The sequence below is a fragment of the Micromonospora sp. RHAY321 genome (assembly GCF_023896955.1).
Classification (GTDB): Bacteria; Actinomycetota; Actinomycetes; order Mycobacteriales; family Micromonosporaceae; genus Micromonospora.
Genome location: NZ_JAMHIW010000005.1, coordinates 345,620 through 358,441 on the forward strand (window position 1 = coordinate 345,620; position 12,822 = coordinate 358,441).

Annotated in this window: 13 protein-coding genes; 4 read left to right on the plus strand and 9 right to left on the minus strand. The window is 73.4% G+C overall.

Annotated elements, in window-relative coordinates; translation table 11 throughout:
• The first annotated feature begins 60 nt into the window (after positions 1 to 60).
• Complete coding sequence (gene purD / locus M8C17_RS15140) at positions 61 to 1,311, plus strand: phosphoribosylamine--glycine ligase (protein ID WP_252417079.1); 1,251 nt, start codon at positions 61 to 63, stop codon at positions 1,309 to 1,311.
• 16 nt (positions 1,312 to 1,327) lie between these two features.
• Here the strand turns inward: purD and M8C17_RS15145 are convergent, their stop codons facing one another.
• The 3 genes from M8C17_RS15145 to M8C17_RS15155 form a co-directional block, all read right to left on the minus strand.
• On the minus strand, positions 1,328 to 2,890 hold the full coding sequence (locus M8C17_RS15145) for an AMP-binding protein (RefSeq protein ID WP_252417158.1): 1,563 nt from the start codon (positions 2,888 to 2,890) through the stop codon (positions 1,328 to 1,330).
• A 220-nt stretch (positions 2,891 to 3,110) separates the two neighbouring features.
• The gene (locus M8C17_RS15150) at positions 3,111 to 4,325 is read right to left on the minus strand and encodes an acyl-CoA dehydrogenase family protein (protein WP_252417080.1); all 1,215 of its coding nucleotides are present in this window, start codon (positions 4,323 to 4,325) and stop codon (positions 3,111 to 3,113) included.
• A 1-nt stretch (position 4,326) separates the two neighbouring features.
• Positions 4,327 to 4,779, minus strand: a complete 453-nt coding sequence (locus M8C17_RS15155) for an SCP2 sterol-binding domain-containing protein (protein WP_252417081.1) — start codon at positions 4,777 to 4,779, stop codon at positions 4,327 to 4,329.
• Positions 4,780 to 4,848: 69 nt separating this feature from the next.
• Between M8C17_RS15155 and M8C17_RS15160 the strand changes: the two genes are divergently transcribed.
• Positions 4,849 to 5,487 carry a TetR/AcrR family transcriptional regulator gene (locus M8C17_RS15160; RefSeq protein ID WP_252417082.1) on the plus strand — a complete coding sequence of 213 codons (639 nt, stop codon included), beginning with the start codon at positions 4,849 to 4,851 and terminating at the stop codon, positions 5,485 to 5,487.
• 16 nt (positions 5,488 to 5,503) lie between these two features.
• On the opposite strand, the gene M8C17_RS15165 is transcribed toward M8C17_RS15160, so the two are convergent.
• Complete coding sequence (locus M8C17_RS15165) at positions 5,504 to 6,151, minus strand: DedA family protein (protein ID WP_252417083.1); 648 nt, start codon at positions 6,149 to 6,151, stop codon at positions 5,504 to 5,506.
• 170 nt (positions 6,152 to 6,321) lie between these two features.
• Here M8C17_RS15165 and M8C17_RS15170 point away from each other — a divergent pair, with 170 nt between their 5' ends.
• Complete coding sequence (locus tag M8C17_RS15170; protein ID WP_252417084.1) at positions 6,322 to 7,473, plus strand: sensor histidine kinase; 1,152 nt, start codon at positions 6,322 to 6,324, stop codon at positions 7,471 to 7,473.
• The gene (locus M8C17_RS15175; RefSeq protein ID WP_252417085.1) at positions 7,470 to 8,111 is read left to right on the plus strand and encodes a response regulator transcription factor; all 642 of its coding nucleotides are present in this window, start codon (positions 7,470 to 7,472) and stop codon (positions 8,109 to 8,111) included. The genes M8C17_RS15170 and M8C17_RS15175 overlap by 4 nt, the downstream gene beginning before the upstream one ends.
• Positions 8,112 to 8,123: 12 nt before the next feature.
• On the opposite strand, the gene M8C17_RS15180 is transcribed toward M8C17_RS15175, so the two are convergent.
• The 5 genes from M8C17_RS15180 to M8C17_RS15200 all read right to left on the minus strand — a co-directional run bounded on the left by M8C17_RS15180 (position 8,124) and on the right by M8C17_RS15200 (position 12,765).
• The gene (locus M8C17_RS15180; RefSeq protein WP_252417086.1) at positions 8,124 to 8,741 is read right to left on the minus strand and encodes a DedA family protein; all 618 of its coding nucleotides are present in this window, start codon (positions 8,739 to 8,741) and stop codon (positions 8,124 to 8,126) included.
• Positions 8,742 to 8,813: 72 nt separating this feature from the next.
• The gene (locus M8C17_RS15185; protein WP_252417087.1) at positions 8,814 to 10,076 is read right to left on the minus strand and encodes an adenylosuccinate synthetase; all 1,263 of its coding nucleotides are present in this window, start codon (positions 10,074 to 10,076) and stop codon (positions 8,814 to 8,816) included.
• Positions 10,073 to 11,032 (minus strand): hypothetical protein, encoded by a 960-nt coding sequence (locus M8C17_RS15190; RefSeq protein WP_252417088.1) that lies wholly within the window; start codon positions 11,030 to 11,032, stop codon positions 10,073 to 10,075. Before M8C17_RS15190 ends, M8C17_RS15185 begins: the two co-directional genes overlap by 4 nt.
• 9 nt (positions 11,033 to 11,041) lie before the next feature.
• Entirely contained in the window at positions 11,042 to 12,013 is a 972-nt protein-coding gene (locus M8C17_RS15195; RefSeq protein WP_252417089.1) for a serine/threonine protein kinase, read from the minus strand.
• The gene (locus tag M8C17_RS15200) at positions 12,010 to 12,765 is read right to left on the minus strand and encodes an NUDIX domain-containing protein (protein ID WP_252417090.1); all 756 of its coding nucleotides are present in this window, start codon (positions 12,763 to 12,765) and stop codon (positions 12,010 to 12,012) included. The genes M8C17_RS15195 and M8C17_RS15200 overlap by 4 nt, the downstream gene beginning before the upstream one ends.
• Positions 12,766 to 12,822: the final 57 nt, after the last annotated feature.

The window sequence follows — 12,822 nt, forward strand, 5'->3', positions numbered from 1 at the left end:
GGCGGACAACAACTTCATGATCAACGAGGGGAGGCGGTGGGGACAGTAGGATCTGGCACCGTGCGGGTTCTTTTGGTGGGTGGTGGGGGGCGGGAGCATGCGCTCGCGCTTCGGTTGGCGGCTGATCCGGCTGTTGCCGCGCTGATCGCGGCACCGGGTAACCCGGGGATAGCGGACGTGGCCGAGTTGCGGACGGTCACTCCGACCGACCCGGCCGCCGTGGCCGCGCTGGCCGTGGAGATCGGGGCCGACCTGGTGGTGGTCGGGCCCGAGGCGCCTCTGGTCGCCGGGGTCGCCGACGCCGTACGCGCCAAGGGCATCGCCGTGTTCGGCCCCTCGGCCGAGGCCGCCCGGCTGGAAGGGTCCAAGGCGTTCGCGAAGGACGTGATGACCGCCGCCGGTGTGCCGACCGCCCGGGCGTACGTCTGCACGGACGAGGCGAGCACCGCGCTGGCGCTGGACGAGTTCGGCGCGCCGTACGTGGTGAAGGACGACGGCCTCGCCGCCGGCAAGGGTGTGGTGGTCACCGACGACCGGTCGGCGGCGTTGGCGCACGCGCGGGAGTGTGGCCGGGTCGTGGTCGAGGAGTTCCTCGACGGCCCGGAGGTCAGCCTCTTCGTGGTCACCGACGGCGAGGCGGCCCTGCCGCTGCTGCCCGCGCAGGACTTCAAGCGGATCGGCGACGGCGACACGGGCCCGAACACCGGCGGCATGGGGGCGTACGCACCGCTGCCCTGGGCCCCGGCCGGGCTGGTCGACGAGGTCATGCGTGACGTGGTCCACCCCACGCTGGCGGAGATGCGCCGCCGGGGCACCCCGTTCGCCGGCCTGCTCTACGTCGGGCTCGCGATGACGCCCTCCGGCCCCCGAGTGATCGAGTTCAACGCCCGCTTCGGCGATCCGGAGACGCAGGTGGTGCTCGCGCTGCTGGAGACCCCCCTGGGTGGGCTGCTGCACGCGGCGGCCACCGGCACGCTGGCCGAGCATCCGCCGCTTCGCTGGCAGCCCGGCGCAGCGGTCACCGTGGTGCTCGCCGCCGAGGGCTATCCGGCGGCGCCGCGTACCGGTGACGTGATCACCGGCGCGGACCGGCCGGGCATCATCCACGCCGGCACCGCGCGCCGCGCCGGCGACGGCGCGTTGCTCTCCGCGGGCGGCCGGGTGCTCTGCGGTACGGCCACCGGCGCTGACCTGGCCACCGCCCGGGCGGCCGCGTACGCGCTGGTGGACGGGGTAGGGCTGGCCGGTTCGCAGCACCGCACCGACATCGCCGCCGCGGCGGTGGACGGCCGGGTCAGGATTCCCGGCTGACCCTTGGCGGGCGACGTCAGCTGAAGTACCGGCGCAGTTCGCGGCTGAGCACCTTGCCGGTGGCGTTGCGGGGCAGGTACTTCACGTAGATGACGTCCCGGGGGACGGAGAAGCGGGCCAGGTAGTGCCGGACGTACTCGCGGACGGCCTCGGGGTCGAGTGTCTCGCCGGGGTGCAGGGCGAGGAACGCGGCCAGCCGCTGGCCGTACTCGGGGTCGGGTACGCCGATCACGGCCGCCTCGCGGACCTGCGGCAGCCGGGCGATCAGATCCTCCACCTCGGACGGGAAGACGTTCTCGCCGCCGGAGACGATCATGTCGTCGGCGCGGCCGTCGACGAAGAGCAGCCCGTCGGCGTTGAGTCGGCCGAGGTCGCCGGTGTCGAGCAGGCCGTCCCGGCTCTCCCGGCTGTTGCCGGAGGTGTAGCCCTCGAAGAGCATCTCGTTGCCGACGAAGATGCGCCCGACCCGACCGTCGGGGACCGGCTGACCGGCGTCGTCGAGCATCTTCAGCCGGGTGCCGTGCGGCGGCCGGCCGGCGGTGGTGGGCGCCTGGCGCAGGTCGTCCGGGCCGGCGATGGAGGCCCAGGAGACCTCGGTGGAGCCGTAGAGGTTGTAAAGGACGTCCCCGTAGACGTCCATGAACTTCGGTGCCAGGCCGCCGGGCAGGGCGGATCCGCTGACCGCGACGACCTTGAGTGGGGGGCGCGGGTCCGGCGGGGGCACCTCCATCAGCCGCTGCACCATCACCGGTACGGCGAACAGCGCGTCGCAGCGGTGTGCCACCAGGGCGGCGAGCGTGGCCGCGGGGTCGAAGCGGCGGTGGAGCACGATGGTGGCCCGCAGGGCGAAGCAGACCTGGAGGGCGGCGAACCCCCAGGTGTGGAAGATGGGTGCGGCGATCATCACGCGGTCGCGGGTGTGCAGCGGGATGCGGTCGATGATGGACACCAGTGGGCCGAAGCCGTTGGGGGTGGGGCGGCGGGCACCCTTGGGTGCACCGGTGGTGCCGGAGGTCAGCACGATGATCCGGCCGTCCCGCTCGGGCGGGTGCAGCTCGCCCGGCAGCGCGCCGGCCACCAGTTCCTCACGGGCGCGTTCGTCGAGGCGGGGCAGGTCGCCGGGGAGCCCGAGGACGCGCTCGGCGAACTCGTCGTCGTGCACCAGCAGCCGGAGCCGCTGCTCCTCGGCGACGGTGGCCAACTGGGCTGCGGAGAGCCCGGTGTTGACCAGTACCGCGTCGACGCCGAGCAGGGTGGCCGCGACGATCGTCTCGATCAGCCCGTGGTGGTTGCGGCAGAGCACGCCGATCCGGTCGCCGGCCTGTACGCCGAGCCCCGCCCGCATCGACCGGGCCATTCTTTCGGCCCGGTCGAGCAGATCCTGATAGGTCAGCTCGACGCCGTCCTCGTCGATGATCGCCGGGCGGCCGGGGTCCCGGGCGGCTGCCTGACGTAGTTCGCCGGCCAGGCTCCATCCCCATTTGCGCAGGGCGCTGAGCTGGGAGGCGACCCGGATCGGCCGGCCGGGGGTGAGCAGCCCGCGACGGGTCAGCGTGGCGATGATGAACGGCAGGTCCATGCCGCAGACCTCCTCGGGGGTGGTGCGCGGACGGGCAGGGGACTCCCCGTCCGTCAGGGCGTCTTCCTTGATCATGCACTGGGTGCCGTGTCATGCCCAGTCGACGGCGGCGCGGGGTGACGAAGACGGCACGGATCGTGGGATCAGGGGCGGCCTGCGGGAGGACGCCCGGCACGCCCGGCCGGGTCCGGCTCGCCGGACCCGGCCGGGGCCTGCCCGGTCAGCGAATCTGCATCCCGGAGATCGCCCGGGAGATCACCAGGCGCTGGATCTCGGAGGTGCCTTCGAAGATGGTGTAGATCTTCGCGTCCCGGTACCAGCGCTCCACGGGGTGGTCGCGCAGGAAACCGGCACCACCGAGCAACTGCACGGCCTTCTCGGTGACCGACACCGCCACCTCACCGGCCTTGAGCTTGGACATCGACCCCTCGCCGGCGGTGAAGGGGCGGTTGTTGCGGCCCATCCAGGAGGCCCGCCAGACCAGCAGCCGCGCCGCGTCGATCTCCATCCGCATGTCGGCCAGCGCGAACGCGACCGCCTGGTTCTCGATGATCGGTCGTCCGAACTGGACGCGGTCCTTGGCGTAGTCCAGGGCGTACTCGTAGGCGGCCCGGGCCACGCCGAGCGCCTGCGCGCCCACCGTGGGTCGCGACAGCTCGAAGGTGCGCATCGCGGCCTGCCCGCTGGCCCGCTGCCCGGAGCGCGCCCGGTCGAGGCGTTCCAGCAGGGCGTCGCGGCCGCCGAGCAGGCAGCGGCCGGGCACGCGTACACCGTCGAGGAAGACGTCGGCGGTGTGCGACGCGCGCAGTCCCAGCTTGCGCAGCTTGCGGGTGGCGGTCAGGCCGGGAGTGCCCGGCGGTACGACGAACGCCGCCTGCCCCCGGGAGCCGAGCGTGGGGTCGACCGAGGCGGTGACCACGTGCACCCCGGCGATGCCGCCGTTGGTGGCGTACGCCTTCTGGCCGTTGAGCACCCACTCGTCGGCGGCCTCGTCGTAGACGGCCCTGGTCCGCATCGCGCCGACGTCGGAGCCGGCCTCGGGCTCACTGGTGCAGAACGCGGCGACGGCCGGCGAGTCGACGTCACCGAAGCACTGCGGCACCCACTCGACCATCTGGTCGGGGGTGCCCGCGCCGTAGATGGCGGCGACGGCCAGCGAGGTGCCGAAGATGCTCAGGCCGATGCCGGCGTCACCCCAGAAGAGTTCCTCGCTGGCGATGGGCAGGGAGAGACCGGTGGGGTCGGCCCAGCAGGTGGCGAGGAACTCGAAGCCGTAGAGGCCGACCTTGGCGGCCTCCTGGATCACCGGCCACGGGGTGTCCTCGCGCTCGTCCCACTCGGCGGCGGCCGGGCGCACGACCTCGGCGGCGAAGCCGTGCACCCAGTCGCGCAGGTCCCGCTGTTCCTCGGTCAGGTCGAGTGAGAACTCGGTCATCTCAGGCCTTGGGGATGTCGAACAGGTTGGCGATGTTGGCGGCGAGGCCGAGGTCGCCCTTCGCCTTCAGCTTGCCCGTCATGAACATCATCACGGGGTTGGCGCCACCGGAGACGATCTTCAGGAACTCCACCGGGCCCATGGTGAGGCTCAGCTTCGGGTCGTGCTGCGGGGTCTCGTTCACCTCGCACTTGCCGTCGGCGATGACCACCTCGTAGGTGTCGCTGCCGCCGTCCGGGCGACCGGTGATGACCCAGTGGATGACGGCGTTGGTGGAGCCGGCCCGGTCCGCGCGGAACAGCGACGGCATCCGGCCGAACACCTCGCCCAGGATCTTGCCGCGCAGGTCACCGGACATCACCTGGGCGATCTTGTCGTCCGGGGTGGACTTGACCAGCTGGGCGAACTCCTTGGGGCCGACGTTGGCGAAGGTGGCCGGGTCGAAGTCAGTCATGAGATGCGCCTTCCGGGAAGATTTGGCTACTCGCGCGTAACCCTACGCACGAGTAGGTATGCTCGCAAGGTGTCCACCCCTCCCGCCTTCAAGCGCCTGCCACGGGCCGTCCGTGAGCAGCAGATGCTCGACGCGGCGGTCAAGGTCTTCTCCCGGCGCGGCTTCCACGCCGCGAGCATGGACGAGATCGCGGAGGACGCGGGCATCTCCAAGCCCATGGTCTACGCGTACCTCGGCACCAAGGAGGAGCTCTTCGTCGCCTGCCTGCACCGCGAGGGCACCCGGATGATGCAGGCCATCGCCGGCGCCGCCGCCCCCGACCTGCCGGCCGATGAACGGCTCTGGCGGGGGCTGCGGGCGTTCTTCGGCTTCGTCGGCGCACACCGCGACGGTTGGGCCGTGCTCTACCGCCAGGCCCGGGGCGAGCAGCCGTTCGCCGGCGAGCTGGCCACCATGCGGGCACGGCTGGTGGAGGTGGTCGCCGGGATGCTCGACCACGCGCTGCGCGCCGAGGGCCGCGAGATCGCCGCCATCGACCTGGAGGTCGTCGCGTACGCGCTGGTCGGCGCGACCGAGTCGCTGGCCGACTGGCTCGCGGACCACCCCGAGGCTGACCCGGAGCGGACCGCCACCCGGATGATGAACGTGGCCTGGCTCGGCGCCGGCCAGCTCCTGCACGGCGTCACCTGGCGCCCGCCGGCCGACTGACGGCTCCGACCCGCCGTCACCGCGCCGGTGTCCGGCTCACGGGCCCGGTCGTCGCCATCGCCGCCGAAGGCCGGCGACGCCGGAGCAACCAGCGGACCACCTCGACGACCAGGGTCACGGTCAGCGCGAGACCCAGCCCGAGCAGCAGGCCACGCAGCGGGTCCTGCTCGAAGGCCAGCCCACCGAGATAGCCGACCAGCGCCGAGTAGAGCCCCCACGAGCCGGCGGCGAGCGCGTCGAAGGCCAGGAAGCGTCGCCGGGGATAGTGGACCGCGCCCATGGTGAGGGTGACCGCGGTCCGGCCACCCGGCACGTAGCGGGCGACGGTGAGGATCAGGCCGCCCCGGGTGGCGATTCCCCGGCGGGCCCGTTCGACGGCGGTCCGACGTCGGCCGTCGGGCGGGAGCCGGTCGAGCAGCCGCCCGCCACCGCTGCGACCGATGGCGTACGAGACGTGGTCGCCGACCAGTGCCCCGGCGGCGGCCACCAGGATCAGCGCGGGCAGGTACGGCGCGCCGGAGGCCGCGAACACCCCAGCGGTGATCACCGCCGTCTCGCTCGGCACCACCGGGAAGAAGCCGTCGAGCACCGCGATTGCGAAGATCGCCAGGTACACCCACGGCGAGGACATCGTCTGGTGCAGCAGGTCGAGCAGGTTATCCATGATTCCGATGCTGGTGCCGCCGTCGGCTCCCGCCATCGGCCAGTGGTCAGCCGTGCGATGTCACTTAGGTAGCGTCCGGCCCGGACGGCGGGTAGGGGTCTTCCCCCACCGCACCCGGGTCTGCGGGCGCGGGGCCGCCCGTTTCCCCGGTGGAGACCTACGCTCGCTGCGTGGCCTCCAGCTCCGTCGTGCTCCGGCGGGTCGTCGAGCGGTACGCCCCGCTGCTGCTCGCCGTCGTGGTCGCCGCCGCCGTCTGGGCCAGTGCGACCGGCGCGATCGGGGTCCGCTCGCCGCTGCCGACCGTCGTCGTGCTGATCCTCGCCGGGGCCTCCGGTTGGGCCGCCGGCCTGGTCCGGGCCCGGCGTTGGCCGCTGTTCCTGGCCGCCGCGGTCAGCTGGTTGGTTCTCGCCGCCGCGGCACCGGGGGTGGTCGCCTCGTACCAGGCGGGCCTGCGGCTGCGTGGCCGGCGGCTCACCGATTTCCTCCTCGGAGCCGCCCTGGTGCTGGCCGGTGGAGTGCTGGTCGGGCTGGCGGTGGGCGGCGTGCGCCGGCTCACCACCGCCACCGTCGGCAACGTGCTGCTGCTCGCCACCTGTCTGGTCGGATTTCCGCTGGTCGTCGGCCTCTGGGTGCGGGCGCGCCGGGACACGCTCGCCGCACTACGGGACCGGGCTGAGCGCCTGGAACGCGAGCAGGAGGCCCGTGCCGACGGGGTCCGCGCCGAGGAACGGACCCGGATCGCCCGGGAGATGCACGACGTGGTGGCGCACCGGGTGTCGCTGATGGTGGTGCACGCCGGGGCGCTGGAGGTGACCGCCGCCGAGCCGGAGACCGTCGAGGCGGCCGCGCTGATCCGCAGGACCGGCAGGCAGGCGCTCACCGACCTCCGCGAGGTGCTGGGGGTGCTGCGACAGGCCGATCCGGCCGTGGCGCCGGAGCGAGGGCTCGACGCCCTGGACGAGCTGATCGGGGAGTCGCGTGCCGCCGGGCTCCGGGTGTGTCGGCGGGACGAGGGCGTTCCGACGGCACTGCCGGCGACCGTGGGACGCACCGCGTACCGGGTTGTCCGGGAAGGGCTGACCAACGTGCGTAAGCACGCCGCCGACGCCGAGACGACTGTCTGCCTGCGTCACCTGCCCGACGGGCTGGAGGTGGTGGTCCACAACGGCCCGTCCGAGGGCGGGCCCTCGCTGCCCGGCGCCGGGCACGGGCTGCTCGGGCTGCGCGAGCGGGTGGAGTTGCTCGGCGGCCGGCTGGAGGCGGCACCGGTGGACGGCGGGTTCCTGGTTCGCGCACTGATCCCGGTGGCGGGTGCGGCGTGATCCGGGTGGTGGTGGTCGACGACGAACAACTGGTCCGCGCCGGCCTGCGGCTGATCCTGGAGGCGGCGGAGGACATCACGGTGGTGGGCGAGGCGGCGGACGGCTCCGGCGCGCTGGAGCAGGCCCACCGGTTACGCCCCGACGTGGTGCTGCTCGACGTGCGGATGCCGGGCGTCGACGGGCTGACCGTCGCGCCCGACGTGGTCGCCGCCGGACCGAAGGTGATCATGCTGACCACCTTCGACCTCGACGAGTACGTGCACCGGGCGCTGCGGGCCGGGGCGGTGGGCTTCCTCCTCAAGGACACTCCGCCCCGGGAACTCGCCACCGCCGTCCGCACGGTGGCCGCCGGGAACGCGATGCTCGCCCCGACGGTGACCCGGCGCCTGATCAGCTCGTTCGCCGACCGTGGGCCGGCACGCCGGGACGCGGCGCGTCAGCGGCTCGCCCCGCTCACCGCGCGCGAGCTGGAGATCGTCCGGGAGGTGGCGCGCGGGCACGGCAACGCGGAGATCGCCCGGCGGCTGACGATGAGCGAGGCCACCGTGAAGGCGCACGTCAGCCGGGCGCTGGCGAAGCTCCAGGCGGGCAACCGGGTGCAGTTGGCGATCCTGGTGCACGACGCGGACCTGCTGTGACGGCTGCGCCGGTCAGTTGCGGGCGGCGGTGCGGCGGCTTGCGCGATGGCGGAGCCAACGGACGCCCTCGATGCCCAGCGTGACGATCACCGAGAGGGCGATCCCGGCGAGGATGCCCTTGACGGGGTGCCGCTCGAAGGCCAGCCCGCCGAAGTAGCCGAGCAGCCCGCAGTACAGCGCCCAGGTGACCGTCGCGATCGCGTCATAGAGCAGGAACGACCGGCGGGGATAACGGACCGCGCCCATGGTGAGGGTGACCGCGGTCCGGCCGCCCGGCACGTACCGGGAGGTGGTCAGGATCAGCCCGCCGCGCCGTTCCAACGCGCGCCGGGCCCAGTCGGAGCTGGCCCGCCGACGGCTGTCGACGGGAAACCGGGCGAGCCGGTTCGCGCCGCCGCCGCGCCCGATGGCGTACGAGACGTGGTCGCCGGCGCAGGCGCCCAGCGCGGCGGCGACGATCACCGCCACCAGATTGGGGTTGCCGCCGGTGGAGAGCACGGCGGCCGTGATGACGGCTGCCTCGCCGGGTACGGCCGGGAAGAACGCGTCGACCGCCGTGAGCCCGAAGATCAGCAGGTACACCCATGGTGAGGCGACCAGCTGTCGGAGCAGGTCGAGCGCGGAGTCCATGCCCCCATGCTCGCCGGGCGCGACCCGCCCGGTGGCCGAGTCGCCGGATCACCCGGGCCATGCCCACGGGCGTCAGGCCGAGCGGACCAGGGCCGGTGGGGCGAGCAGCGGGCCGTGCGGGGTCTTGTCGCCGGAGGTGGGGCCGTGCGAGGTCAGCACCACCGGCGCGCCCAGCTCCGCGCGTACCGCCTCCGCCCAGTCGGGCGGCGGGCCGTCGTACACCGGGCGGGAGCGCAGCAGACGGGCGGTGAGCGCGGCCTGCCGGTCCAGGTCTCCGGGTGGGCCCGGGGTGAGCCGGTCGGTGGTGTCGTAGCGGCGGCAGATCCGCAGCCCCGGGCCGGCGAGGTCGAGGTGGGTCAGCGCCAGGCCGTCGACCCCGCCGGCCGCGGCGAGGGCGTACCGGTGGGCCACCGCGTCGAAGTGGCCGAACCGGAACCGGCCCTGCCACGGGTTCGTCGGGTTGCGCGGGTCGGTCAGTGCCAGGCCCGGGTCCTCGGTCACCAGCGGACCGGGCCCGTGCCGGGTGGTGACCAGCCGGAGCACCCCGATCCGGGTCGCGCCGCCGGGCAGGCCCGCCTCGGCGAGCAGGCTGTCGGCGTTGGCGAACGTGGTGGTGCTCCATGTCGTGTACGGGTGGAAGCCGTGCCACTCGTCGAGCAGCACGCCCTGCGCGCCCTCGAAGACGCAGGTCCCGGTGCGCAGCGCCCCGGTGAGCCAGGTCCTGTCCACGATCGCGACCCGCCCGGCGAACCCGGTGAACGCGGGCAGGCAGTCCTCGACCGGTGGCGCGTCAAGCGGGCCGAGTTCGGCGGTCAGCCGGTCCCGCAGGGCGGTCAGCCTGCGGCGCAGCAGCGCCGGGCTGCCGCAGTCGGCGACCCGGGGCGCGTCGCCGGGGTGGGCGAGACCGTACGCGACGGCCTCACCCACCCCGAGCCCGCAGGAGCCGTGCCGGTCGGCTCCCCGGGCGATCTCCCGGGCCCGGTTGGCGGCCCGGTGGTACGGGGTGGCGAGCAACGCCTCCCCGTCGACCGTCAGTCGGTCGAGCGCGTCGGGCACCCCGACCGTGGCGAGATGGTCGGCCTCGGCGGCCAGCGCCAGCGGGTCCACCACCACGTGCCGCGACAGGTGCGTACGGACCCCGGGATGGAACGTGCCGGCGCCGAACTGCGCGAACGTGTGGTGCCGCCCATCGCGCAGCACGACGTTGTGCGCCGCCTGCGCGCCCCCGTTGAAGCGGATCACCGTGTGCACGGGCCGGGTGGCGCAGAGCCAGTCCACCACGGTGCCCTTGCCGGCGTCGCCGTAGCCGAGGTCGACCACCGCCACGTGCCTCACAGCCGGGTCACCCCACCGGTGGTGTCGCGGAAGGCCGGCAGCGTGGACACCTCGGCCCGCCGCCCCCGCCCGAGGCGGGCCAGCGCCTTGGACACGGTGCCGGCGGCGCCGGAGCCGGTGTGGTCCAGGTGGCGGAGGCCCTCGTCCAGGTCGATGGCCTGCTCGCCGAGGCCGATGGTGAGCGCGATGGTCTCGCAGACCGCGTCGAGGTCGTCGAGCACGACGGCGTTCTGCCCGAGCAGGTCCCGCCAGAAGTCGAGCACCTTGGCGTTGCCGGCGTAGTGGCTGCCGGCGGGGAGCAGGTAGTAGGTGTCCCAGCGGCGGGTCACCTCGTCGACGACCTGTCGCAGCGGTACGTCCTCGGCCAGGTCGTCGCCGATCAGGCGGGCCACCTCCCGGGCCTTCACCCGGGGGTACGCCAGCTCGTCGCCGATGATGAACAAGTAGCCGCGCCGGCCGCGCTTCTCCCAGCTGTCGGTGACGGTGTGTCGGGCCATGAAGTACATGGCCAGCTCGTACGACTCGGTCATCTGCCCGCCGCCACCGCCCTCCAGCACGATCCGCCCGAGGTCGTCGTCCATCCGGTTGTCCGACTCGAACTGGCCGACCTGCAACGGCACCCGGTCACAGGTGGCGTCGCCGATCGCGCCGAACATGATCTGGGGGTCGCTGGCGTAGCCCTGCCGTTGCAGCAGCCCGAGCAGTTGCGGCAGCTTGGTCTGCAGGACGCGCGGCACCTTTAGCATCGAGCCGGTCACGTCGAAGAGCACCGCGACGGGCGTCGACTGCGGGTGCTCGTCGGAGTCGCGGCTCTCGCGCGTCGCGTCGCGGGGGTCGAGTGCGGGGTGCACGGTGCGTGCCCCGCTGTCGCTGTAGGAGAAGGCGCTCCTGCCGGTGGACCGGCGGTAGCGGTCGGCGGCGTCGTACACGTCGGTGGACCAGATTCCACTGCCCATGACAGCTCCCTAGGGGGTGAGGGTGAAGGGTCGGAAGGTGCGCGGCCCGTAGAGCCGGTCCAGCACCTGGTCGAGTTCGCGGAGCAGGCGCCAGGCGTCGTCGGGCCGGTCCTGGAGGAATCGCTGCCGGCAGCCCTGGGCGAAGCCGAGCAGCTCGCGCGGCGCGTGGCGGTTCAGCAGCGAGGTCATGCAGCGGGTGGCCATCCAGATGTCGGTGCCCGGCCCGCAGGGCTGCTTCCTGGGGACCTCGGGCGGGTACCAGCCCTCCTGGTCGGGCACCAGAGCCGGGACCGTGCCTCCGACGGGGGCGGAGAAACACCAGTCGACCAGCACCACGCCGTGGGCGTCCGGCTCGATCAGCACGTGTCGCGGCAGGACCGCGCCGTGCACCACGCCCGCCCGGTGGGCCAGGCCGAGCGCCACCAGCAGCCGCCGCCACATCCAGGCCACGTCCCGGGCGTCCAACCCGTCGGGGTACGCGCGCCGCACCTCGTCGAGGTCGTGCAGACCGGGCGCGGTGGCGAGCACGTTGATCCGTCGTTCGGCGCCGGAGGCGGCGTCGCGGTGTGGGAACTCGTCGACGAGCCGTGGCACGTACGGCAGGTAGCGCGGGTCGCCGCGTTCGGCGATGGTGCGCAGGGCGTGCGCCTCGCGGGCCATCAGGTCGTTGTCGGTGGGCCGTCGGGGGAGCTTGAGCAGCCGGTCGTCGCCGACGTCGTAGAGATCGGCCAGGTCACCCGAGTGGACCGGCACGCCGAGGCGGTAGTCGCCGAGGACGGTGACCTGCCGGGCCTGCCACCGGGTGGTGACCTGGATGAACGCCTCGGTGGCCTCGGCGCGTACCGCCGGGTCGGCCGGCAGACGGTCGGGGTGCAGGGCCGCGACCAGCTCGCGGTAGCGCCGGGCCGGCTGGTCGGTGCCGAACAGGTCGGCGTCGGTGCGGGCCGCCGTGACCAGGCCGATGGCCTCCGCGGTCCTCATCGCACCGTCTCCTCCCGGGCGGGGCGCAGCAGCGCCGGGTGCAGCAGCCGGGCGTCGCCGGCCCGGTAGAGCCGGGCGCGGGGGCCGCCCCGGGCACCGCCGCGCTCGGTGCTGGCGCCCGTGCTCTCCACGAACCCCGGCACGGACAGCACCTTGCGGTGGAAGTTGCCGGCGTGCAGGGGGTGACCCCAGACCGTCTCGTAGACGGCGCGCAGCTCGCTGATCGTGAACTCGGCGGCGAGGAAGCGGGTGGCGAGCGGCGTGTATTCCAGCTTGGAGCGCGCCCGCTCCAGGGCGTCGTCGATGATCCGGCCGTGGTCGAACGCGAGCTGCCGGCTGGTCAGTGCGGTCACCGGCAGCCAGATCGCCTCGTCGGCGTCGCTGCCGGCGGCCGGGTCCGGCAGGTCGGGGGCGAACGCGAGGTGGGCGACCGAGACGACGCGCATCCGTGGGTCGCGGTCGGGAGCCCCGTAGCTGCCCAACTGCTCCAGGTGTACGCGGCGCAGCCCTGCACCGCCGAGCCCGGTCTCCTCGGCCAGCTCCCGTCGGGCGCCGGCGGTCAGGTCCTCCTCGGGGCGGACGAAGCCACCGGGCAACGCCCAGTGCCCCTCGAAGGGCGGCTGCCCACGCTGGATCAGCAGCAGGTGCAGTGCGTCGTCGCGGATGGTCAGGGCCACCACGTCGACGGTCACGGCGACCGACGGATAGGCCCGGGGGTCGTACGCGGCCAGGAAGTCCTGCTCGTCAACCATGTCTCTCTCAATCTGAGAACATCTCGATCTGAGAAGAACTTAGCGCAGAAAAACACC